This is a genomic window from Leifsonia sp. NPDC056665, assembly GCF_042791795.1.
Taxonomy (GTDB): domain Bacteria; phylum Actinomycetota; class Actinomycetes; order Actinomycetales; family Microbacteriaceae; genus Leifsonia.
The window spans coordinates 138327-161189 of sequence record NZ_JBHTXK010000001.1 but is presented as its reverse complement, the minus strand read 5'-3'; the positions used below and the strand labels follow the sequence as shown (position 1 = coordinate 161189).

General features: G+C 70.4%; 20 protein-coding genes. 10 read left to right on the top strand and 10 right to left on the bottom strand.

Features of this window, described 5'->3' with window-relative positions:
* Nucleotides 1-30 precede the first annotated feature (30 nt).
* Together ACFQ9V_RS00690 and ACFQ9V_RS00685 are read left to right on the top strand one after the other, a co-directional pair.
* The gene (locus ACFQ9V_RS00690) at nt 31-1215 is read left to right on the top strand and encodes a thiolase family protein (protein WP_382457263.1); all 1185 of its coding nucleotides are present in this window, start codon (nt 31-33) and stop codon (nt 1213-1215) included.
* Nucleotides 1216-1237: 22 nt separating this feature from the next.
* Nucleotides 1238-2017: a 3-hydroxyacyl-CoA dehydrogenase gene (locus tag ACFQ9V_RS00685; protein ID WP_382457262.1), complete on the top strand. Its 780-nt coding sequence runs from the start codon at nt 1238-1240 to the stop codon at nt 2015-2017.
* Between the two features lie 107 nt (nt 2018-2124).
* On the opposite strand, the gene ACFQ9V_RS00680 is transcribed toward ACFQ9V_RS00685, so the two are convergent.
* Nucleotides 2125-3582 carry a helix-turn-helix domain-containing protein gene (locus ACFQ9V_RS00680; RefSeq protein WP_382457261.1) on the bottom strand — a complete coding sequence of 486 codons (1458 nt, stop codon included), beginning with the start codon at nt 3580-3582 and terminating at the stop codon, nt 2125-2127.
* A gap of 116 nt (nt 3583-3698) precedes the next feature.
* On the opposite strand from ACFQ9V_RS00680, the gene ACFQ9V_RS00675 reads away from it, so the two are divergent.
* Nucleotides 3699-5624: a phosphoenolpyruvate carboxykinase (GTP) gene (locus ACFQ9V_RS00675; RefSeq protein WP_382457260.1), complete on the top strand. Its 1926-nt coding sequence runs from the start codon at nt 3699-3701 to the stop codon at nt 5622-5624.
* Nucleotides 5625-5700: 76 nt separating this feature from the next.
* Here the strand turns inward: ACFQ9V_RS00675 and ACFQ9V_RS00670 are convergent, their stop codons facing one another.
* Nucleotides 5701-7662: an ABC transporter ATP-binding protein gene (locus ACFQ9V_RS00670; protein WP_382457259.1), complete on the bottom strand. Its 1962-nt coding sequence runs from the start codon at nt 7660-7662 to the stop codon at nt 5701-5703.
* Between the two features lie 27 nt (nt 7663-7689).
* Between ACFQ9V_RS00670 and ACFQ9V_RS00665 the strand changes: the two genes are divergently transcribed.
* A complete protein-coding gene (locus tag ACFQ9V_RS00665; RefSeq protein WP_382457258.1) occupies nt 7690-7860 on the top strand; it encodes a hypothetical protein in 171 nt (56 codons plus the stop codon).
* 127 nt (nt 7861-7987) lie between these two features.
* Nucleotides 7988-8434, top strand: coding sequence for a DUF2269 family protein (locus ACFQ9V_RS00660; protein WP_382457257.1), 447 nt, complete (start codon nt 7988-7990; stop codon nt 8432-8434).
* Between the two features lie 16 nt (nt 8435-8450).
* Here ACFQ9V_RS00660 and ribH read toward each other — a convergent pair whose 3' ends face one another.
* The 4 genes from ribH to ribD are packed head-to-tail and all read right to left on the bottom strand — an operon-like array spanning nt 8451 to nt 11900.
* A complete protein-coding gene (gene ribH, locus ACFQ9V_RS00655; protein WP_382457256.1) occupies nt 8451-8927 on the bottom strand; it encodes a 6,7-dimethyl-8-ribityllumazine synthase in 477 nt (158 codons plus the stop codon).
* Nucleotides 8924-10219, bottom strand: a complete 1296-nt coding sequence (gene ribA, locus ACFQ9V_RS00650; RefSeq protein ID WP_382457255.1) for a GTP cyclohydrolase II — start codon at nt 10217-10219, stop codon at nt 8924-8926. The genes ribH and ribA overlap by 4 nt, the downstream gene beginning before the upstream one ends.
* Nucleotides 10216-10890, bottom strand: a complete 675-nt coding sequence (locus tag ACFQ9V_RS00645) for a riboflavin synthase (protein WP_382457254.1) — start codon at nt 10888-10890, stop codon at nt 10216-10218. Before ACFQ9V_RS00645 ends, ribA begins: the two co-directional genes overlap by 4 nt.
* 2 nt (nt 10891-10892) lie before the next feature.
* A complete protein-coding gene (ribD, locus tag ACFQ9V_RS00640) occupies nt 10893-11900 on the bottom strand; it encodes a bifunctional diaminohydroxyphosphoribosylaminopyrimidine deaminase/5-amino-6-(5-phosphoribosylamino)uracil reductase RibD (protein WP_382457253.1) in 1008 nt (335 codons plus the stop codon).
* Nucleotides 11901-13267: 1367 nt separating this feature from the next.
* On the opposite strand from ribD, the gene ACFQ9V_RS00635 reads away from it, so the two are divergent.
* Entirely contained in the window at nt 13268-13594 is a 327-nt protein-coding gene (locus tag ACFQ9V_RS00635; protein ID WP_382457252.1) for a hypothetical protein, read from the top strand.
* Nucleotides 13595-13640: 46 nt separating this feature from the next.
* Here ACFQ9V_RS00635 and ACFQ9V_RS00630 read toward each other — a convergent pair whose 3' ends face one another.
* A complete protein-coding gene (locus tag ACFQ9V_RS00630; RefSeq protein WP_382457251.1) occupies nt 13641-14648 on the bottom strand; it encodes a sugar-binding transcriptional regulator in 1008 nt (335 codons plus the stop codon).
* Nucleotides 14649-14786: 138 nt separating this feature from the next.
* On the opposite strand from ACFQ9V_RS00630, the gene ACFQ9V_RS00625 reads away from it, so the two are divergent.
* The 4 genes from ACFQ9V_RS00625 (at nt 14787) to ACFQ9V_RS00610 (ending at nt 20435) form a co-directional block, all read left to right on the top strand.
* Complete coding sequence (locus tag ACFQ9V_RS00625) at nt 14787-16526, top strand: glycerol-3-phosphate dehydrogenase/oxidase (protein WP_382457250.1); 1740 nt, start codon at nt 14787-14789, stop codon at nt 16524-16526.
* Between the two features lie 129 nt (nt 16527-16655).
* Nucleotides 16656-17435 (top strand): MIP/aquaporin family protein, encoded by a 780-nt coding sequence (locus tag ACFQ9V_RS00620; protein WP_382457249.1) that lies wholly within the window; start codon nt 16656-16658, stop codon nt 17433-17435.
* A 71-nt stretch (nt 17436-17506) separates the two neighbouring features.
* Nucleotides 17507-19021: a glycerol kinase GlpK gene (gene glpK / locus ACFQ9V_RS00615; RefSeq protein WP_382457248.1), complete on the top strand. Its 1515-nt coding sequence runs from the start codon at nt 17507-17509 to the stop codon at nt 19019-19021.
* Nucleotides 19022-19151: 130 nt separating this feature from the next.
* On the top strand, nt 19152-20435 hold the full coding sequence (locus ACFQ9V_RS00610) for an LCP family protein (protein ID WP_382457247.1): 1284 nt from the start codon (nt 19152-19154) through the stop codon (nt 20433-20435).
* A 55-nt stretch (nt 20436-20490) separates the two neighbouring features.
* Here the strand turns inward: ACFQ9V_RS00610 and ACFQ9V_RS00605 are convergent, their stop codons facing one another.
* Genes ACFQ9V_RS00605 through trpS form a run of 3 tightly spaced genes read right to left on the bottom strand, consistent with a single transcriptional unit; the run spans nt 20491 to nt 22840 of the window.
* A complete protein-coding gene (locus tag ACFQ9V_RS00605) occupies nt 20491-21234 on the bottom strand; it encodes an HAD family hydrolase (protein WP_382457246.1) in 744 nt (247 codons plus the stop codon).
* Nucleotides 21231-21830 (bottom strand): GNAT family N-acetyltransferase, encoded by a 600-nt coding sequence (locus ACFQ9V_RS00600; protein WP_382457245.1) that lies wholly within the window; start codon nt 21828-21830, stop codon nt 21231-21233. The genes ACFQ9V_RS00605 and ACFQ9V_RS00600 overlap by 4 nt, the downstream gene beginning before the upstream one ends.
* On the bottom strand, nt 21830-22840 hold the full coding sequence (gene trpS, locus ACFQ9V_RS00595; RefSeq protein ID WP_382457244.1) for a tryptophan--tRNA ligase: 1011 nt from the start codon (nt 22838-22840) through the stop codon (nt 21830-21832). Before trpS ends, ACFQ9V_RS00600 begins: the two co-directional genes overlap by 1 nt.
* Between the last annotated feature and the right edge of the window lie 23 nt (nt 22841-22863).

Genomic DNA, 22863 nt, shown 5'->3' with positions numbered 1-22863 from the left:
TTCCATCACCGAGCCGAGGAGCGCACCATCATGGCCACCGAAGCCGTCATCGTCGACGTCGTCCGCACGCCCTCCGGGCGCGGCAAACCGGGCGGTGAGCTCTCCGACCTCCACCCGGCCGACCTGCTCGCCGGGGTCCTGGCCGAGCTCGTGCACCGCAACGGCCTCGACCCCGCTCTCGTGGACGATGTGATCGCCGGGTGCGTCACGCAGTCGGGGGAGCAGGCCGGCAACATCGCGCGCACGGCCCTCCTGAGCGCCGGCTTCCCCGAGACCGTGCCGGGGGTGACGATCGACCGGCAGTGCGGCTCCAGCCAGCAGGCCGCCGCGTTCGCCGCGCAGGGGGTGATCGCGGGCGCCTACGACATCGTGATCGCCTGCGGGGTGGAGTCGATGAGCAGGGCGCCGATGGGCTCCAACCTCGGCGGCGCGTCCCTCGGCGGCGAGCTGCTGCACGCCCGCTATCCGGAGGGCCTGGTGAATCAGGGTGTCTCGGCGGAGCTGATCGCCGAGCGCTGGGGGTTCCCACGCGAGGAGCTCGACGCGTTCGCCGCCGAATCGCACCGGCGGGCGGCGGAGGCGGCGGCCTCGGGCGCGTTCGAGAGCGAGCTCGTGCCCGTGCCGACGCCGGACAGCGGGAGCGTCGTCGCGGACGAGACCATCCGGCCCGGGACGACCGCGGAGAAGCTGGCGGCGCTGTCGCCGTCGTTCCGCACCGACCGGCTCGCCGCGCGCTTCCCGCAGCTCGACTGGCGGATCACGCCGGGCAACTCGTCGCCGCTGACCGACGGCGCCTCGGCGGCGCTGATCATGAGCGCGGAGGCTGCGGCGCGGCTGGGACTGCGGCCGCGCGCCCGCTTCCACTCGTTCGCCGTGGCCGGCAGCGACCCGCTGTTCATGCTCACCGGCATCCTCCCCGCGACGCGCAAACTCCTCGACCGCAGCGGCGTGAAGCTGGAGGACATCGCGGCCTACGAGGTCAATGAGGCGTTCGCGCCGGTGCCGCTGCTGTGGCTGCGCGAGTTCGGCGCCGACCCGGCGCGGATGAACCCGCGCGGCGGTGCGATCGCGCTGGGCCACGCACTCGGCTCGTCCGGGACGCGCCTGCTCGGCACCCTCCTGAACGAGCTGGAGGCCTCCGGCGGCCGCTTCGGCCTCCAGACCATGTGCGAAGGCGGCGGCACCGCCAACGCCACCCTCATCGAACGCCTGTAGCACCCTCTCGAAAGGATCACCCATGCAGATCGACGGATGTTCGGCGCTCGTCACCGGCGGCGCCAGCGGCCTCGGCAACGCCACCGCCCGGGCGCTCACGGAGGCCGGCGCGCGCGTCGTCATCCTGGACCTGCCCAGCTCGGAGGGCGAGAAGGCCGCCGTCGCGCTCGGCCCGCACGCCCGGTTCGTCGCCGCCGACGTCACGGACGAGGAGCAGGTGCAGACCGCCGTGGACACCGCAGGCTCGCTCGGCCCCCTGCGGATCGTGGTGAACTGCGCCGGCATCGCCACCGCCCAGAAGGTGCTCGGCCGCGACGGCGTCCTCCCGCTGGAGAGCTTCGAGCGCGTCATCCGGGTCAACCTGATCGGCACGTTCAACGTGGTGCGCCTCGCCGCGGCCGCGATGGCGGAGACCGAACCGCTCGGCCAGGATGTTCCCGGCGGCCAGGAGCGCGGCGTCATCGTCAACACCGCCTCCGTCGCCGCGTTCGACGGCCAGATCGGCCAGCCCGCCTACTCGGCGTCGAAGGGCGGCGTCGCCGCGATGACGCTGCCGCTCGCCCGCGAGTTCGCCCGCAGCCTGATCCGCGTCGTCACCATCGCGCCCGGCATCTTCGAGACGCCGATGATGGCCGGGCTCCCGCAGGCCGCGCAGGACTCCCTGGCGGCCCAGGTGCCGCACCCGTCGCGGCTCGGGCGCCCCGCGGAGTACGCGCAACTCGTGCGGTCGATCGTGGAGAACCCGATGCTCAACGGCGAGACCATCCGCCTCGACGGCGCCATCCGCATGCAGCCGAAGTAACCGCGCGCGATTCGTCACGAATCGTCGCTCCGCCAAGAAACGACATTCGGCACGAATCGTCGTTCCGGCGCGGCGAAAGGCGACATTCGGCACGAATGTGCCGGCGGTCAGATCCCGGAGTGCGCCTCTAGGAACGTGTACACGTCGGAGTCGTCGACCCCGGGGAACGACCCCGACGGCAGCGGCGACAGGATGTGCGCGTGCAGGCGCGCGCTCGGCCACGCCTTGCCCGACCAGTGGCCGGTCAGCTCGGTCGCCAGCCGCTTGCAGCACGACTCGTCCGGGCAGCGGGACTCGGCCCGCGCCGTCGTCTCCCTGCCGCGGAACCACTTGGCCTGGTCGAACGGCACGCCGACGCTGATCGAGTAGCCGCCGTCGGCCGTGCTCCCGGTCTGGGTCGAGCACCAGTACGTCCCGGCGGGGGTGTCGGTGTACTGGTAGAACTCCGTGGTGCGGTTGGTGCGCGCGAACGCGTTGCGGGCTCCCCACTTGCGGCAGACCGTCTGACCCTCAATGGAGCCGGTGACGTCGGTCGGGAGGGGCAGGCCGTCGTTCTCGTAGCCCTTGTAGAGCGTGCCGTCGTCGCCGACACGGAGGAAGTGCAGGGGCATGTCCAGGTGTCGGGTCGCCAGGTTGGTCAGGCGCAGCGCCGCCGCCTCGTGGGTGACGCCGAACGCGTCGCGGAAGTCCTCGACCGCGAGGTCCTTCTCCTTCTTGGCCTGCTGCAGGAACGCAACCGCCGCGGCCTCCGGCATCAGCGCGCACGCCGCGAAGTAGTTGATCTCCAGCCGCTGCCGCAGGAAGTCCGCGTAGCTCGCTGGGCGCTCGTGGCCGAGGAGCCGGTGCGCCATCGCCTGCAGCGCCATCGAGCGGAGGCCGTGGCCGCCCGGGATGGAGGCCGGCGGCAGGTAGATGCGGCCGTTCTCCAGGTCCGTGATCGAGCGGGTGGAGCGCGGGAGGTCGTCCACGTAGATGAGCTCGAAGCCGAGCTCCTCGGCCATCACGCTGACCTCGCGGTGCGTGAGCGCGCCGCGGACGTGGCCTGAGGCGCGCACCTGCTCCTCGGCGAGCTTCTCGATGTCGGGGATGTAGTTGTCCTGCGCGCGCATCCGCTCGCGCAGCTCGGTGTTCGCCCGCCTGGCCTCCTCGGGGGTCGCGATCGCCTCGCTGGCGCGGCGGGCGAGTTCGCGGTGCAGGCCGACCAAGGCCTCCAGCGTCTCCGTGGGCGTGCCCTTCGTCGGCTTGACCGCGGGGAGGCCGAGCGAGCCGTACAGCGAGCCCTTCTGGGCGCGGGAGAGCTCGATCTCCAGCCCAGCGCGGGCGTCCGGCGGCTCGGCCGACAGCAGCTCCGCGAGCGGGACGCCGAGCGCGGCGGCGAGCGTGCCGAGCAGGGAGACGCGCGGCTCGCGCTTGCCGTTCTCGATCAGCGAGAGCTGGCTGGCGGCGACGCCGGCGGCGGCGCCGAGCTCATCCAGCGTCAGACCGCGTTGCGTGCGGAAGTGCCGGATGCGGTGCCCGAGGGTGGCGACGTCGGCGGTTGCTGCTTCGGTGGCGAGGGAGTCCATCCCTTCACAATAGCGAAAGAATCGCGATTCTTTACGTGCTGATTCTCACCCGCGGGCATGAATCCTGCTCGATCCTGGATTCACGCACCGATCTTTCCAACCGAGAGGACGACGGAATGTCCATCGCCGAGCTCCCGCTGACCGACCAGGCACACGACGCCGACGCCGACCACGAGACGCACGCGTACCCTGCGGCCTCCACCCCGGCCGCACGCCAGACGCCTGCACCCGCCACCGCACCGAACCGCCCGACCGGCCTCGCCGGCCTCCGCGCCTGGGTCGCCCAGATCGCCGAACTCACCGAGCCCGAGAGCATCGTCTGGTGCGACGGCACGCCAGGGGAGGCCGACCGGCTGACCAAGGAGCTCGTCGCCGAGGGCAAGCTCATCCGGCTGAACCCGGAGTGGCGCCCGAACAGCTTCCTCGCGCGGACCGACCCGGGCGACGTCGCCCGCGTCGAGGACCGCACATTCATCTCCTCCCTCAAAGAAGAGGACGCCGGCCCCACCAACAACTGGCGCGAGCCGGAGGGCATGCGCGCCGAGCTGCGCGGGGTCTTCGCCGGCAGCATGCGCGGCCGCACGATGTACGTCGTCCCGTTCTCGATGGGCCCGCTCGGCGGTCCGATCTCGCAGGTCGGCGTCGAGCTGACCGACTCCGCGTACGTGGCGGTCAGCATGGGGCTGATGACCCGCGTGACCAGCGCGGTGCTGGACCTCATCGACGCCGGGCAGCCCTGGGTGCCGACCGTGCACAGCGTCGGCGCGCCGCTGATCGACGACGCCGGTGTGCGCCACGACGACGTGACCTGGCCGTGCAACACCACCAAGTACATCGTCCAGTTCCCGGAGGCGCGGGAGGTCTGGTCCTACGGCTCCGGCTACGGCGGCAACGCCATCCTGGCCAAGAAATGCTTCGCGCTGCGGATCGCGTCGGCGATGGCGCGCGACGAGGGCTGGCTGGCCGAGCACATGCTGCTGGTCAAGGTCACCTCGCCCGAGGGGCGCCCGTTCCACTTCGCGGCGGCGTTCCCGTCGGCGTGCGGCAAGACGAACCTCGCCATGCTGCAGCCGACCATCCCGGGCTGGAAGGTCGAGACCATCGGAGACGACATCGCCTGGCTCCGGCAGGGCGCTGACGGGAGGCTGCGCGCCATCAACCCCGAGGCGGGCTTCTTCGGCGTCGCGCCGGGGACAGGCGAGTTGACCAACAAGACCGCGGTCGAGACCCTCTGGGGCAACACGATCTTCACCAACGTGGCGCTCCGCGACGACGGCGACGTGTGGTGGGAGGGCCTCACCGAGACCCCGCCCGCGCACCTGATCGACTGGCAGGGCAACGACTGGACACCCGAGAGCGGACGCCCGGCTGCGCACCCGAACTCCCGGTTCTGCGTGTCGGCCGCGCAGTGCCCGAGCATCGCGGACGACTGGGACGCGGTCGACGGCGTGCCGATCGACGCCATCCTGTTCGGCGGCCGCCGCGCCACCAACGTGCCGCTCGTGGCGCAGGCCCGCGACTGGAAGCACGGAGTGTTCATCGGCGCGACCATCTCGTCCGAGAAGACGGCTGCGGCCGAGGGCACGGTCGGCGAGCTGCGCCGCGATCCGTTCGCCATGCTGCCGTTCTGCGGCTACAACATGGCGGACTACTGGGGCCACTGGCTCGAGGTGGGCGAGAAGCTCGGCTCGAACGCGCCGGCGGTGTTCCAGGTGAACTGGTTCCGCAAGGGCGACGACGGCCGGTTCCTGTGGCCAGGGTTCGGCGAGAACTCGCGCGTGATCGAGTGGATCGCCCGCCGGGTGGAGGGCACGGCCGGCGCCGCGTCGTCGCCGATCGGCCGCCTCCCGCTGGTCGAGGAGCTCGACCTCGACGGCCTGGACCTCCCGGCCGAGGACGTCGCCGAGCTCTTCGAGGTCGACCGCGCGAGCTGGCTGGCCGAGTGCGACCTCACCGAGGAGTACTTCGACCGCTTCGGCACCCGCGTCCCCGCCGCCCTCCGCGCCGAGCTCGCCTCCCTCCGCTACCACCTCCACGCGTAACCCCAACAATCTCTTCCGGACTTGTGTACGCCTGCGACCGGCGTGTCGCGTACATAAGTCCGGGAGAGATTGAGGGTCAGACGAGGAGTTGGTGCTTCGCTAGGTCTCGGTAGAGGGGGGTGCTGGAGACGAGTTCGGAGTGGGTTCCCACTCCGACGACGCGGCCGTGGTCGAGGACGACGATCTGGTCGCTGTCCACGACAGTGGAGAGCCGGTGCGCGATCACCAGGAGGGTGCGGTCCTCGGCGACGGCGTCGATCGCCTCCCGCATGAGTTGCTCGTTGCGGCCGTCGAGGCTGGAGGTCGACTCGTCCAGCAGCAGCACCGGGGGAGCGGCGAGCAGCGCGCGGCCGATCGCGAGCCGCTGACGCTCGCCGCCGGAGAGCATGATCCCGTCCTCGCCGACCGGCGCGTCCAGGCCGAGGTCGCTGCGCTCCAGCACCTCGGTGAGGTTGACGGCGTGGAGGACGTCGACGCACTCCTCGTCGGTCGCGTCCGGCGTCGCGAGCTTCAGGTTGTCGCGCAGCGAGCCGGCGAGCACCGGAGCGTCCTGCTCGACGTAGCCGATGTTGGAGCGCAACGCGACGCGGTCGAGCGTCCGGATGTCCATCCCTCCGAAGCGCACCTGCCCGGCCTCCGGGTCGTAGAACCGCTCGATCAGCGCGAGGATGGTCGACTTGCCCGCGCCGGACGGGCCGACCAGCGCCGTGCGCTTGCCACGCGGCACCGTGAAGCTCACGCCGTGCAGCACTCCGCCGTGCGTCGCGGCTGCGGTGTCGGCGCCGAGCCCGGCCGCCGTCTCCGCCTCGGCGACCACGTCGACGCCGCCGAACGCCCCGAGGGCGATGCGCTCGGCGTCGGCGGGGGCGGGGGCGACGACGGACGGCTCGTCGCGCTCCGGCGACGACGGGTAGGCGAACTCCACGTCCACGAACTCGATCGCCGGCGCGTGCGGCGCGAGCCCCTCGTTCGCGACGCCGACGGTCATCCCGAGCGGCGCGATCTCGCGGTCGTGCTGGTCCTCGGTGGGGAGGTCGAGGATCTCCTGGATGCGGCCGAGCGCGCCGAGCGCCGAGTTGACGGCGGTGATCGCGCCGAACGCCTGGCCGAGCGGCAGGATCATCATGAACAGGAAGAGGATGAACGCCACCAGGTTCGCGACGGTGATCGCACCGCTGGCGACCCGGAAGCCGCCGACGCCGAGCACCACCAGGAACGACACCTGCATCGCGATGCCCGCGACCGGCACCACGAGCGCGGAGATCTTGGCGACCTGGATGCCCATCTTCCAGGCTCCGGTCGCGTCGGCGTCCACCGCCGCGAGCTCCCGGTCCGTCGCGTTCGCCGCGCGGATCGTCCGCACCGAGCTGATCGCGCGCTCCACCGCGGCGGCGAGGTCGCCGACCTTGGTCTGCGCCTTCTGGCTGGCGACCCGGATGCGACCCGACAGCAGCGTGACCACGACGATGGAGACGGCGACCACGAGCACGGTCAGCCCGAGCAGCACCGGGTCGATGATGAGCATGGCGATGAGCGCGCCGATGAACGTCAGCGCGCCGCCGATGGCCTCCACGAGTCCCTGGGTGAGCACGGCACGCAGCAGCGTGGTGTCCGAGCCGACGCGCGACACCAGGTCGCCGGTGCGCCGGGTGTCGAACTCGCTGATCGGCAGGCGCAGCATCCGCGCCACCAGCTTGCGGCGCGACGACAGCACGACGCCCTCGCCGGTGCGCTGCAGGAGGTAGTGCTGGTAGCCCGAGATCAGCGCGGAGACGACGACGAGCGCGACGAGCCCCCAGACGATCCCGCCCAACGGCTCGCCCTTGCCCACGATGGTGATCACCTGGCTGACCAGCAGCGGCTGGGCCAGGCTCGCCGCGGCGCCGAGCACGCTCAGCACGACGACGAACGAGAGCACGCCGCGGTGCTCGAGCAGGTAGGGGAGGAGCTGGCTGAACCGCGCGCGCGGTCCGCTGTCCGCCTCCCGCCGGGCGAAGGGCGAACGGCGGCGCGGAGCGGCGGTGGTGTCGGTGCTCATGGGGGGTCCTTCGACAGGAGATTCGGGATGCTGCTTCGACCGTACTTCCTGCGGGCTGCCGGTTTGCTGACACTGCGGCAAAGTCCCTGGTGCGGGCTACAGTGCTGGATTATGCCGACGTCTGTCATCACCGCCGCCGACCTGGTCAAGAAGTACAAGGACTTCCCCGCGGTCGACGGCATCAGCTTCCTCGACTGAGCACGCGCGAGGGGCACGTTGTTGTCATTTTTCGCGTGCGGAAGTGACAACGACGTGCCCCTCGATAGAGCCGGGACGCGTGGCCCGGCCGAATCGGGGCGCTCGCGCCGCTCGATAGGCTGAGGGCATGGAAACCCTCTTCGCCGTCCTGCACGTCGTGTCCGCTGTGTTCATCGTGGGGCCGATGGCCATCCTGCCGATGACGGCGATGCGCGCCGTGCGCGCGGGCAACGCCGGCCAGGTGGAGGTGCTCGCCAAGTCGACCAACCTGATCTCGCTGCTGTCGCTGCTCGTGGTCTTCTTCGGCTTCGGCGTCATGGGGCTGGCCGACAAGAAGTACGACCTCACCATCGTGACGCCGTGGATCCTCTGGTCGATCGTCCTCTACGTGATCGCGCTCGGGCTGACGCTGTTCCTCGTCGTCCCGACCATGCGCCGCGCCGCGGAGTCGCTCAAGGCCGCCGACACCGCGCAGGGCGGCGAGGCCTCGACGTATCCCGCCATCGCCGCCGGCTCCGGCGTCGCCAGCCTGCTGCTGGTCGCCGTGGTCGTGCTCATGGTCTGGAAGCCGTAGCCTCCGGCACGAACCCCTACGCGCGCAGCTCCCGCAGCGCGATCGCCGTCGCGAGCGCCGCGTGCGCGGCCTCCTCGCCCTTGTCCTCCTTGGAGCCGGGGAGGCCGGCGCGGTCGATGCCCTGCGCCTCGTCGTCCAGCGTGAGCACGCCGAAGCCGACCGGTTTGCCGGTGTCGAGCGCCACCCGGGTGAGGCCGTCGGTGGCCGCCGCCGAGACGTACTCGAAGTGCGGGGTGCCGCCGCGGATGATCACGCCGAGCGCGACCACCGCGTCGGCGCCGGACTCCAGCGCCGCCTTGCTGACGACGGGGAGCTCGAAGCTGCCGGGGACGCGGACGAGCGAGTAGTCCGCTCCCGCGGCCTCCAGCGTCCGGGTCGCGCCCGCGATCAGGCCGTCCGTGATCTGCTCGTGCCAGGTACCGGCGACGATGACGACCCGCAGGCCGCTCCCGTCGACGGCCTCGGTCGCCTTCGGCGCTCCGGCTCCGCTCATCGTGCTGTCCTCTCCGCCGCCACGGCGGCTGCGCCCGGCTCGTCGTCCGGGTCGATCTCGTCGATCACGTGACCCATGCGGTCGCGCTTGGTCTCCAGGTAGCCCTCGTTGAACACGCCGACGCCGACGACGAGCGGCACGCGCTCCTCGACCGTGATGCCGTGCTCCTCGAGCTGGCGCACCTTCTCGGGGTTGTTGGTCAGCAGGCGCACCGACTCGATGCCGAGGTCCTGCAGGATGGCCGTCGCGGCGCCGTAGTCGCGCGCGTCGATCGGCAGGCCCAGCGCCAGGTTGGCGTCGAGCGTGTCGAGGCCGTCCTCCTGGAGCTTGTAGGCGCGCAGCTTGTTGATCAGGCCGATGCCGCGGCCCTCGTGCCCGCGCAGGTAGACGACGACGCCGCCCTCCCGCTGGATGGTGCCGAGCGCCGCGTCGAGCTGCGGTCCGCACTCGCACTTGAGCGAGCCGAACGCCTCGCCGGTCAGGCACTCCGAGTGCACCCGGACGAGCGTGCCCTCGGCCGCGGGTGTGCCCGAGACGATGGCCACGTGGTCGGCGCCGGTCATCCGGTCGCGGTAGGCGCGCATCCGGAACGTGCCGTTCGTGGTGGGGACGGTCGTCTCGACCTCGAAGATCACCCGCGACGACTCCGGGATGGGAGCGGGGGAGGCGAGCTGCTGGTCGCAGTGGAACTCCTGCAGGTACGCGATCAGCGCCTCGATGGTGATCACCAGGACGCCTTCGCGCTCGCCGAGCTCCAGGAGGCCGGGGAGGCGCATCATCTCGCCGTCGTCCGCGACGATCTCGGAGATCGCGCCGACGGGGTTCAATCCGGCGAGCTTCAGCAGGTCGACCGCGGCCTCGGTGTGGCCGTCGCGCTCCCGCACGCCGCCGTCCACCGCGCGCAGCGGCATGATGTGGCCGGGGCGGTGGAGGCTGGCGGGCGTCGACTCGGAGTCGGCGAGCACGCGCAGGGTGTGCGCGCGGTCGGCCGCGCTGATGCCGGTGGAGAGCCGGTTGGCGGCGTCGACGCTCACCGTATAGTTCGTGCCGCGGGCGTCCTCGTTGTTCGCGACCATCACCGGCAGTTCGAGGCGGTCGGCGATCTCGTTCGTCATCGGCGCGCAGATGAAGCCGGACGAGTTGCGCACGGTCCAGGCGATCCACTCCTGGCTGGCGAGCTCGGCGGCGATGACGACATCGCCCTCGTTCTCGCGGCTCTCGTTGTCGACCACGATGACGGGCCGGCCGGCGCGCAGCTCCGTGAGGGCCTCGGGGATGGTGGCGAGCGTCATGACGCACTCCGTTCTGTCAGCGTCTGGGTGGCTGCTTCGGTGTCGGGGGAGAAGCGGGCGGCGAAGTCGGGCTCGAGCGCGAGCATCCGCTCGACGTGCCGGGCGAGGATGTCGGTCTCGATGTTCACGCGGTCGCCGGGGACCCGGTCGCCGAGCGTCGTGGCGGTGAGGGTCTCCGGGATGAGCGAGACCTCGAACCAGCCCTCTTCGCGCCCGCCGCCGACGTCGCTCACGGTGAGCGAGACGCCGTCGATGGCGATGGAGCCCTTGCGCGCGACGAGCGGCGCGTGCGCGGGGTCGAGGCTGAGCCGGACCACGCGCCACGCGCTGCCGTCCTCGATGGAGAGCACGGTCGCGGTGCCGTCGATGTGGCCCTGGACGATGTGGCCGCCGAGCCGGTCGCCGACCTGCGCGGCGCGCTCCAGGTTCACCCGCCGGCCGGGCGTGACGTCGTCGAGCGTGCTCATCACGAGCGTCATGGCCATCACATCGGCCGTGAACGTCTCGGCGTCCTGGCCGATCACGGTGAGGCAGACGCCGCTGACCGCGATGGAGTCGCCGTGCCCGGCGTCGCTGACGGCGAGCGGGCCGCGCACGGTGATCCGCATCGCGTCGGCGTCGCGCTCGACGGCGACGACCTCGCCCAGCTCTTCGATGATTCCGGTGAACACGCTCACGCCTCCTGGTGGGTGGTCGGGACGGGCACGGCCCGCAGGTACAGGTCGACGCCGAGTCGTTCGACGTCGAGGATGCGCAGCTTGCGCTGGTCGCCGATGGTCTCGGCGCCGATGTCGCCGAGCGCGAGCTTCGGGCCGCCGAGCAGCGACGGCGCGAGGTAGATGGCGTACTCGTCCACGAGCCCCGCGGCGACGAACGCGCTCGCGAGGGTCGGGCCGCCCTCCACGTAGACCCGGCGGAAGCCGCGCTGGTGGAGGTCCGCGACGACTTCGTGCAGGTCGTGGGTGCCCTCGAAGATCACGGGGTGCGGGTGCCGGAACACCGCGGCGTCCTTCGGCACGGCGCGCGTCCCGACGACGACGGGCGTCGGCTGCGTGGCGAGCAGCTCGCCGGCGTCGCCGCGCGCGGTCAGGCTGGGGTCGTCGGCCAGGACGGTGCCGGTGCCGACGACGATCGCGTCGGAGGCCTCCCGCTGCTCGTGCACCCGCTGCCGGGCAGCGGCCCCGGTGATCCAGCGGCTGGTGCCGTCGGCGGCGGCGGTGCGGCCGTCGAGGGTGCTGGCCCACTTGACCGTGATGTGCGGCCGGCCGAGGCGCGCGGCCGTCAGCCAGTCGCCGAGGAAGAGCTCCGCCTCGTCCGCGAGCACGCCGCCGACCACCTCGACCCCGGCCTCCCTGAGTCGCTCGGCCCCTCCGCTGGAGTGGCGGCCCGGGTCGGCGACCGCGTACACGACGCGGGCGACCCCGGCGGCGATCAGCGCCTCCGAGCACGGCCCGGTGAGGCCCCAGTGGTTGCACGGCTCCAGCGTCACGACGGCGGTCGCGCCGCGCGCGCCGCCCTCGGGGAGGCTGCTGAGCGCGTCGACCTCCGCGTGCGCGGTGCCCGCGCCCCGGTGGAAGCCCTCCGCGATCGTGCGGCCCTCGGCGTCGAGGATCACGCAGCCCACGCGCGGGTTCACGCCGGTGGCGGGGCCGCCCTCGGCGAGCCGCAGCGCGGTGCGCATCGCGGCTTCCCATTCTCCAGTCCGGGTCATCCGGGCGTCGTCCTGTCTCTCGTTGCCGTCGAGACGTGGTGCCGGGGTCACTGAAGCGGAAAGCCCGCGTTCGCGACGGTCGTCACCGACCGCCGACGTGCGCCTCCCATCCGGACTGAGCGCCCAGACTCTCGCCTGCACGCATTACCGTCGGTGCCGGAATTCCACCGGCTCGGCAGGGGGCCCTCGCCTCCCGCTCGCGGACTGTCACCGCCGGTTCGGACTCTCACCGACCCCGGAGCACGTTCTTCTGTTGTCGAGTCTAGATCAACGCCGGATGGCGCGAACTATTCCCTGAGTTCTGTGACGACGTGGCATCCGGACGTCCTGGATATTGACATTCCTTCGAAGGGTTGCGGCGGGTCCGAATCCAAACGCCGGTCGATGGTCAAGCCGACGACATGGGAGAGCCAGCGATTCCTGCGGCCGGTGACTCAATCGCTCTGCGACACGCTGGCTCGACAGGAGGGATTACAGCGCTGGGCCACGTCCTCTTCGCCTCGCTTGCCGAAAAGAGCCTCGGTCCACACTGGATCGAACTATCTGTCAAATTCGACGAGATCTTTCTGTCTCGTCCGGTGAGGTGGCCGGACCTACACCGCGTGGGATGGAAGGGACCGCTTGGGTCCCGCTCTTTGCAGGCTATGCCTGACGACTTCTTTCTGGCGCTTCGCACCGCCATGCGCCGCGGCCGCTCCGCTGCGTTCAAGCGCAGGTGGGGCATCTCAGTGGGTGATGTCGTGCGAAGGTCGGAATTGCATGATCGATTCGGTGGGGATCGGTCCGGTGCGATAAGCCGATCGGCATTGACTCCTCACGTCTTCGTCTTCGGAACAGAAAGACGAGGCTTCAATGGCCTCGCGTGGACAGAAGACGGTGCCCTCGCGGTTCTGGGGATGGCAGAGCGATCCGAAGAAGAGCTGAGAGAACCTCGCAATCGTGCTCTCGTAGCTCAGCTACGCGAAGGTAGAGCTCTGCGTGTATTCGAACCAATTGGATCCGGAAGGTTTCGCTACCTGGGTGAATTCGTGCTCGATCAATTCGACCCGCTGGTAGGCGTGCATCCCACGGGACGTTTGGCTCGTCGAAATCCCGTCCCTCGCGGTCGCCCTGACGGTGCCCCGGCGGTTCGTCCCGAGTTATGGCTACCGGTTTTCCGGGTCTGGCCCATCGGAGATGTTTACGCGCGCCACTCCTTACAGCAACAAGTGGGCCGTGCGTACTGCGGAGCGGATATGCAGTTGGTACCGCGACCGCGAACGGTTGCTGACTCTAGGCACCTGCAGTCGGACGCTTACGGTCGGGGGCTGAGAGCACATCGCAGGATAGAGCGAGCGGTGGCCGATGCCGCTCTCTCTCGCGGAATCGTCCCGTTGAGCCCGCGGGCATCTGACGTGCCTTTCGATGTTGCCTGGATTGACGACGATGTTCTCGTTCTGGTTGAAGTGAAGAGCCTGACGCTGATGAACGAACGAGATCAACTCCGGTACGGGCTTGGTCAACTTGCGGAGTACGCGCACCACTACCGTGCCGACGACAGGTCTGTGCGGCTTTTCCTAGTTGTTGAAGGGCAAGCTCCTTCGTCTCGCTGGTCCGCGGTCGCGCGATCCGTCGGGGTTGAAGTGGTGGGGGAACACCAACTCGATGGGCTGTTCGTAAAGTGATAGCGGTTGATGCATGCGTGCATAGCAATGCCATGCATCGGATTCGTCAAGCTGCGACCGGGGCCTCCGGCTCCAGGGGATCAGCCACATCGGCCAGCGCACGGGCGGTGCCCTCGTCCACGATCAGGTCGGTGATGAGCCCGGCCGCCAGCGCGCCGCGCAGGCTGTGCACCTTCGACGGTCCGGAGACGATGCACACCCGGCGCGGCACGCGCTTGATGAGGTCGATGTCCGGCCCGCTGGCCCGCTCGTTCAGCGGGATGCCGTGGTGGCTGCCGTCCTCGCGGAAGAACACCGTGGCGACGTCGCCGACGACCCGCGACGTGTCCAGCGACGCGTAGTCGTCCGCGTCGAGGTAGCCGCCGGCGTAGACGTGCGAGCGCACCTCGGAGAACGGCGAGCCCAGGCCGAAGAGGGCGACGTCCATCCGCTCCTGGATGTCGAGGATGCGCCGGGTGCTGCGCTCGCGCCACATGGCCTGCTTGGTCTGCGGGTCGTCGAACAGCGCGGGGACCGGGAACTCCTGGATCGTCCCGGAGTAGGTGTCGCCGAAGCGGCGCAGGATCTCCGACGCGTAGAGCACACCCGTCGTATAGGTGTTGCCCGCCCCGTTGAGCTGCACGAACTCCACGTTGTGCAGATCCTTCGGGATCAGGTGCCTGCTCAGCGCGCTCATCGTCGAGCCCCAGGCGACCCCGACGGTGGTGTTGGAGTCGATGAAGCGGTCGAGAATCCGTGCAGCCGAGATGGCGACGCGCTCCAGCCGGTCCACGTCGCTGATCGCGCTCGGCATCGGGACGATGTGCGCTCCGATGCCGTAGCGGGCGTGCAGGTCTTGCTGCACGCGCGTCGCGCCCTCGTGCGGCTGGGCGATCTGGATGGTGACCAGCCCGGACGCGCGCGCATAGGAGAGGAGGCGGGAGACGCTGGACCGCGAGGTGTGCATCTCGTGGGCGATGGCCTCCATCGTCAGGTCCTGCATGTAATAGAGGTGGCCCGCCTTGAGGGCGTCGCGGACCTTCTCGGGGAGGCTCTGGGTGTCGGGCGCGGACATTCGGGGACCGCCTTCCGGGTTCGGGCGAGTGTTGGAGGTGGCGCTGCACGTATGTGCATCCGGCTTGATCGAAGTTGTGCCGGCATCGAAGACTATAGCGAAACCCACCGCCGTTCAGTAGAAGTTCCAGGAGTAACCGTGACGACGAAGTCGAATGTCCGCCCCGAGATCCAGCAGCTGCGCGAGCGCCCGAGCGCGCAGGTCGTCGTCGTGGGCGGCGGCATCAACGGGCTCGGCACGTTCCGCGACCTCGCCCTGCAGGGCGTCGACGTGGTGCTCGTGGAGCGCAACGACTTCGTGTCCGGCGCCTCCGCGGCCTCCAGCCACATGATCCACGGCGGCATCCGCTACCTGGAGAACGGCGAGTTCCGGCTGGTCAAGGAGTCGGTGACCGAGCGGAACGGCCTGCTGAAGATCGCCCCGCACTACGTCAAGCCGCTGCGGACCACCATCCCGATCTACTCCACCTTCTCCGGCATCCTCGCTGCGCCGTTGCGCTTCCTCACCCACAAGCAGGGCAAGCCGAAGGAGCGCGGCGCGTTCCTGATCAAGACCGGCCTGACTATCTACGACACGTTCTCGCGCGAGGGCGGCAGCGTGCCGCGGCACAGCTTCCACGGCCGCCGGAAGTCGCTCGAGACCCTCCCGAAGCTCAACCCGGGCCTGAAGTACACGGCCACCTACTTCGACGCCTCGGTGCACGACCCGGAGCGGCTCGCGCTCGATGTCCTCGCCGACGGACTGGCCGCGGGCCCGCACGCCCGTGCGGCCAACTACCTGGAGGCGGTCGGGGCGCAGGACGGCGGCGTGCTGGTGCGCGACCGGGAGACCGGCGACGAGTTCACCATCGCCGCCGACGTGGTCGTCAACGCCTCCGGCCCCTGGACCGACCTCACCAACGCGGCCCTGGGCCGGCCGACGCAGTTCATGGGCGGCACCAAGGGCTCGCACATCGTGCTCGACAACCCCGAGCTGCTGGAGGCCTGCGACGGCCGGGAGATCTTCTTCGAGAACAACGACGGCCGCATCGTCCTCATCTACCCGCTGAAGGGCAAGGTCATGGTCGGCACCACCGACCTCGAAGCCGACCTGTCGGTCCCCGCGGTGTGCACCGAGGAGGAGATCGACTACTTCATCGAGCTGGTCTCGCACGTTTTCCCAACGATCCCGGTCACCCGCGAGCAGATCGTCTACAGCTTCTCCGGCGTGCGCCCGCTGCCGCACCACGACGACACCGCGCCCGGCTTCGTCTCCCGCGACTACCGGATCGTGGCAGGCACGATCGCCGGCCTCGGCGACACCACCGTGCTCAGCCTCGTCGGCGGCAAGTGGACGACGTTCCGCGCGCTCAGCGAGCACCTCGCGAACGAGACGCTGGAGGCCCTGGGCATGCCCCGCACGGTCGCCACCCTCGGCCTGCCGATCGGCGGCGGCGCCGGCTTCCCGACCACCCCGCAGGCAGAGCGCGACTGGGTCGCCCGCTACGGCGCCGACGTGGGCGCCGCCCGCGCGAGCGTGCTGCTGCACCGCTACGGCACCACGGCGGCATCGGTCATCGACGCGATCACGGCCTGGGAGGGCGCCGACGCTCCGCTCGCCGCAGCGCCCGAGTACTCCCGCGCCGAGCTCGACCACCTCGCGCGCACCGAGCGGGTCGCGCACCTCTCCGACGTGTTCCTCCGCCGCACGAGTCTCGCGTTCACGGGATCGGTCTCGATCCCGCTGGTCCGCGAGGTCGGCGAAATCGTCGCAAACGCGCTCGCATGGTCGCCAAATCGGCGGTCGGAGGAGGAAGATGCGTTCCAAGCGGAACTGGCAGCCGCCCACCGGGTGAACCTGACGTCGGGGGACGGGAGCGAGGCCGCGGCGCTCCGATAATGCACGAACGTGCATAGAACGGTCCTTGCCCAGGCGGACCCGACCGCAATAGCGTTCGAACGCCCCCTGGCGAGAGCCAACACCATCGCACGACAGGGTGCGGGTCAACTGAACAACTGGAAGGTCAACGTGGACAATATCGGTATTGATTTCCTGTCAGAGTTGTGCGGAACGGCAATGCTGGTGCTTCTCGGTACCGGTGTCGTCGCGAACGTCGCCCTGATCAAGAACAAGGGCTTCAACGGCGGGTTCCTCCTGGTGAACTTCGGCTGGGGCATTGCGGTCTTCGCGGGTGTCAATGTCGCCTACAACTCGGGCGCGCACCTGAACCCCGCCGTGACGCTCGGCCTGGTCGCCAACGGAGCCAAGGCGTTCGGAAGTGCAGCCGCGCACACTCTGGTGCCGGTCAACTTCGTGACAGTGCTGCTGTACATCGTCGCCCAGCTGGTCGGCGCGTTCATCGGCGCCTGCCTGACGTTCCTGGCGTACAAGAAGCACTTCGACGAGGAGCCGGACCCGGGCAACAAGCTCGGCGTCTTCTCCACCGGCCCGGCGATCCGCAGCTACGCCTGGAACCTCGTGACGGAGATCATCGGCACCTTCGTGCTGGTGTTCGTCGTCATCGCCTTCGGCCACCAGCCCGGCACCGCTGCCGGCCTCGCCGCCCTCGGAGCCCTGCCCGTCGCCCTCCTCGTGGTCGGCATCGGCGCCAGCCTCGGTGGTCCGACGGGGTACGCGATCAACCCTGCGCGTGACCTCGGCCCGCGCATCGCTCACGCCGTCCTGCCCATCCGGGGCAAGGGCCCCAGCGACTGGTCCTACTCCTGGATCCCGGTCGTCGGCCCGATCATCGGCGGTCTGCTGGCCGGCTGGCTCGCACTGCTGCTGCTCCCCATCCTCACCAAGTAACACCCGGGGGCCGGCCGGGGGAGACCCCGACCGGCCCTCTTCAGTCCCACCCCCAAACAAAGGAGTTACGTATGGCCGACTACGTCGTCGCTATCGACCAGGGCACCACGAGCACCCGAGCGATCATCTTCGACAAGTCCGGGTCGATCGTGTCGAGCGGACAGCTGGAGCACGAGCAGATCTTCCCGAAGGCGGGATGGGTCGAGCACAACCCGGTCGAGATCTGGAACAACACGCGCGAGGTCATCGGCCAGGCGCTGTCCAAGGCAGACCTCACCCGTCACGACATCGCCGCGGTGGGCATCACCAACCAGCGCGAGACCGCGGTGGTCTGGGACAAGAACACCGGCGAGCCCGTCTACAACGCCATCGTCTGGCAGGACACCCGCACGCAGCCGATCGTCGACCGCCTCGCCGCGGACGGCGGGGTCGAGCGCTTCAAGCAGGATGTCGGCCTCCCGCTGGCGACCTACTTCTCCGGCACCAAGATCACCTGGATCCTCGAGAACGTCGAGGGTGCGCGCGAGCGCGCCGAGCGGGGCGACCTGCTGTTCGGCAACACCGACGCCTGGGTGCTCTGGAACCTGACCGGCGGTCCCGACGGCGGCGTGCACGCCACCGACGTGACCAACGCCTCCCGCACCATGTTCATGGACCTGGAGACCCTCACCTGGCGCGACGACATCCTCGAGGCGTTCGGCGTCCCGCGGTCGATGCTCCCGGAGATCAAGGCCTCCTCCGAGGTCTACGGCACGGTGGAGGCGTCCAGCCTGCTGCGCGAGGTCCCCGTCGCGGGCATCCTCGGCGACCAGCAGGCGGCCACGTTCGGCCAGGCCGCGTTCGATCCGGGCGAGTCCAAGAACACCTACGGCACCGGCAACTTCCTCATCTTCAACACGGGTGAGGAGATCGTCCACTCCAAGAACGGCCTCCTGACGACGCTCGGCTACAAGCTGGGCGACGACAAGCCGCACTACGCCCTGGAGGGCTCGATCGCCGTCACCGGTTCGCTGGTGCAGTGGCTGCGCGACAACCTCGGCATCATCTCCAGTGCCCCCGAGATCGAAGACCTGGCGAAGACCGTGGAGGACAACGGCGGCGCGTACTTCGTGCCGGCGTTCTCCGGCCTGTTCGCGCCGTACTGGCGGGCGGACGCGCGCGGCGCCCTCGTGGGCCTGACGCGCTACGTCAACAAGGGCCACATCGCCCGCGCTGTCCTGGAGGCCACGGCCTTCCAGACCCGCGAGGTGCTGGACGCGGTCAACGCCGACTCCGGTGTCGACCTGCAGGAGCTGAAGGTGGACGGCGGCATGATCGCCAACAACACCCTCATGCAGTTCCAGGCCGACATCCTCGGCGTGCCGGTCGTGCGCCCGGTCGTCGCGGAGACCACCGCCCTGGGCGCCGCCTACGCCGCCGGCCTCGCGGTCGGCTTCTGGAGCGACCTGGACGACCTGCGCAAGAACTGGCAGGAGGACAGCCGCTGGACGCCGAAGATGGAGGCCGCCGAGCGCGACCGCCAGCTGCGCCTGTGGAAGAAGGCCGTCACGAAGACGTTCGACTGGGTCGACGACGACGTGAAGTAGTCCCTGCGCAGTGCCACCGAGCGCCGTCCGGCTCCCGCCGGGCGGCGCTCGCGCGTGGTGCGTGAGGATCCTTGCAGACTCCTCACCTGCGGGAAAGGTTTCGCGCAGACTCCACCCCTACCGTGGAAGGATGAGGCATTCTTCGGTCGAGAGGCCGCTTCCGGTGCGGCACGGCCGACTGTCGAAGCGGCGCGCGCGCGGACCCGTCATGCGCCTGCTCGCCGCGGCAGTGGCCGTGTTCGTCATCTCCGCCGGCGCCGTCGGCGCGTACGCCGTGCAGGACACCGTCCGATCGCTGAAGCCGTCCATCCACCTCGTCTCCGCGGCAGGCAAGGCCGTCACCGTGCCCAGTGTCGGCGCGGAGTCCGGCGCGGTCAACATCCTCCTCGCCGGCACGGACACCCGCACCGGCCAGGGCGGCCAGTTCTCCAGCTCGCAGGAGCTCGCGGGCAGCTCGGGCGCCGGCAACAACGACGTGACGATGATCCTGCACCTGTCGGCGGACCACCAGCACGCCACGGTCATCAGCATCCCGCGCGACCTGATGGTGCCGATCCCCTCGTGCCCGACGTCCGGCGGCGGCTCCACCTCGCCCCAGGACAGCGCGCAGTTCAACACCACGCTCTCGACCGGCGGACTCTCGTGCGTCGTGCTGACGGCGGAGGCGCTCACCGGCCTCAGCATCCCGTACGCGGCGGAGATCAGCTTCGACGGCGTCTCGGCGATGTCCAACGCCGTCGGCGGCGTCACCGTCTGCCTCGCGACGCCGCTCACCGACCCGTACGTCGGCCTCAATCTGCCGGCCGGCCAGCAGACCCTCGTCGGCAGCCAGGCCCTCGCCTTCGTCCGCAGCCGCCACGGCGTCGGCGACGGCAGCGACCTCGGCCGGATCAGCAACCAGCAGTTGTTCCTCTCGTCGCTGCTGCGCAAGGTGACGAGCGCGGGCGTGCTGAGCAATCCGCTCACGCTCTTCACGCTGGCGAAGGCCGCGACCTCCAACCTGACGCTCTCGGACACGCTCTCCTCGCCGACCACTCTGGTCTCCATCGGTCTCGCGCTGAAGAGCGTGCCACTGAGCGACTTCGTGTTCCTCCAGTACCCGGCGATGACGGACCCCAGCAACGTCAACCGCGTCGTCCCCGAGCCGACGGGCGTGGACGCCCTCAAGCAGGCGCTCGCCAACGACACCCCGGTCCAGCTCACCGGAACGACCGGCAACGGCACGGAGTCGGCCACCCCGACCCCGTCGGCGTCGCCGTCGAGCACACCGAGCACGCCCGCGACGCCGGCGCCGAGCGCGACGTCCAGCGCCGCGAGCGGCAGCACGCCGGCCCCGACCTCCTCGGCCGTCAGCCTCCCGTCGAACGTCACCGGTCAGACGGCCGCGCAGCAGACCTGCACCAAGGGCAACTAGCCCATCTATCTGACAGGACACGCCGCCGAGCACGCCCGCCGGACGGCGTGTTCTGTCAGTTCGTTCCGGCGACGAGTGCGTTCGGGGCGGCGGCGAGTGAGGTCAGGGTGAGGACGCCGACCCGGGCGGCCTCGGCCGCGTCCTCGGGCGTCGGGACGTCGCCGCGGCGGTTCAGCCATACGCCGGTCAGGCCGGCCGCGGCGGCCCCGATCGCGTCGGTGCGGAGGCGGTCGCCCACGTAGGCCGCGTCGGACGGCCGCACGCCGAACACCGAGCAGGCGTGCTCGAAGATGCGCGGGTCCGGCTTCGCGACGCCGACCTCGCCGGAGGCGATCAGGTGCTCCATGCGGGTGTCGAGCCCGACCGCCTCCACCTTGCGGCGCTGGAAGGCGAGGTCGCCGTTGGTGATGAGCCCGAACCGCACGCCCGGGATCACGGCCGCCAGCGCGTCCAGGCAGGGGAGGGCGTCGTCGTGCAGCGACCAGGCCGCGACGTAGTGCTCGAAGTAGTCCGCGAACCAGGCGCTCGCCTCGGCGTCGCTCAGCTCGACGCCGTGCCGGGCGGCGAAGTCGCGGGCGCGCGCCTGGCGCTGCCCCTCGAAGTCGAGCCGGCCCGCGAGGTAGGAGTGGTAGTGCTCCTCCTCCAGGTCGTGCCAGAGCGTGGTCAGGTCGGCGGCCTCCATCGTGCCGTACGGCTCGCCGAGCAGGCCCGCGTAGCGCTGGATGCCCACCGACACCGCGGCGCGGTGCGCGAACAGGGTGTCGTCGAGGTCGAAGAGCACGACGCGCGGAACGGTCACCGCGCCGCCTGCGCGGCCGTGAACGCCGGCCAGCCGTCCGCCGGTCGCCGCGGGTCGGCGGGGAGGAGCGCGGCCTGCCAGTCGTCGCGCCGGACGCCGCGGTGCTGCACGCCGTGCCGGGCGACGCCCTCCCACTGGAAACCGGCCCGCCGGGCGACGGCGGCGCTCGCGACGTTCCCCGCGTAGGCGTGCCAGACGACGCGCTGGAGTCCCAGCCCAGCCGACGCGTCGAACGCGTAGTCGAGCACCAGGTCGAGCGCGGCGGCCATCCAGCCGTGCCCGCGCGCGGCGGCGGACAGCCAGTAGCCGACCTCGCCCTCGCCGTCGTGGAGGTGGTGAAGCCCGATCATCCCGTGCAGGAGGCGCGTCTCCGCGTCGCGGAGTGCCCACGTGCACTCCCGCCCGCTCGCCCAGCCGTCCGGGACGATCCCGGTCACGAACCGCTCCGCGTCGGCGCGGTCGTACGGCGAGGGCACGGTCGTCCAGGCGGCGACCTCCGGATCGCGGCAGAACTCCGCGATCCGGTCGACGTCGGCCTCCGCCGGCGCCGACAGGACGACAGGGCCGCCCGCCAGCTCCACCGGGGCCGGAGGCATCAGTGCGCCCGTCGCAGCAGGCCGATCGCGTTGTAGGCCTTCGCCAGCGTCCGCTCGGCGACCTCGCCTGCCCGCTGCGCGTTGCCGGCGAGGATGCGGTCGAGCTCGGCCGGGTCGGAGAGCAGGTCGAGCGCGCGCTCCCGGATCGGGCCGAACGTCTCCACCACGACCTCCACGAGGCCCTTCTTGAAGTCGCCGTAGCCCTTGCCGTCGTACTCCAGCTCGATGTCGGCCACGGCGCGGCCGGTGAAGGCGGAGTAGATGCTGAGCAGGTTGGAGATGCCCGGCTTGCCCGCGCGGTCGAAGGACACGACGCCGTCGGTGTCGGTGACCGCGCGCATGATCTTCTTGCGCGTCACGTCCGGTTCGTCGAGCATCCAGACGATGCCGGCGCCCGACTCGGCGGACTTCGACATCTTCGACTCCGGGTTCTGGAGGTCGTAGATGCGCGCGCCGTCCTTGAGGATCATCGCCTGCGGCACGACGAACGTCTCGCCGAACCGGCTGTTGAAGCGCTCGGCGAGGTCGCGGGTCAGCTCGACGTGCTGGCGCTGGTCGTCGCCGACCGGCACTATCTCCGTGTCGTAGAGGAGGATGTCGGCGGCCATCAGCACCGGGTACGCGAACAGCCCGACCGAGGTCGCGTCCGCGCCCTGCTTGGCCGACTTGTCCTTGAACTGGGTCATCCGGGAGGCCTCGCCGAACCCGGTGATCGTGTTCAGCACCCAGGCGAGCTGCGCGTGGGCGGGAACGTGCGACTGCACGTACAGGGTGGAGGCAGACGGGTCGATGCCCGCGGCGATGTACTGCGCAGCGGTGCGGCGCGTCTTCTCGCGGAGCTCGGCCGGGTCCTGCGCGACCGTGATCGCGTGCAGGTCGACGACGGAGAAGAACGCGTCGTGCGTGCTCTGCAGCTCCTTCCACTGCAGGAGGGCGCCGACGTAGTTGCCGAGGTGGAGGGAGTCCGCCGACGGCTGCATGCCGGAGTACAGGCGGGGGAGTGTGCTCATGTCACTGCTTTCGGGTCGAGAGG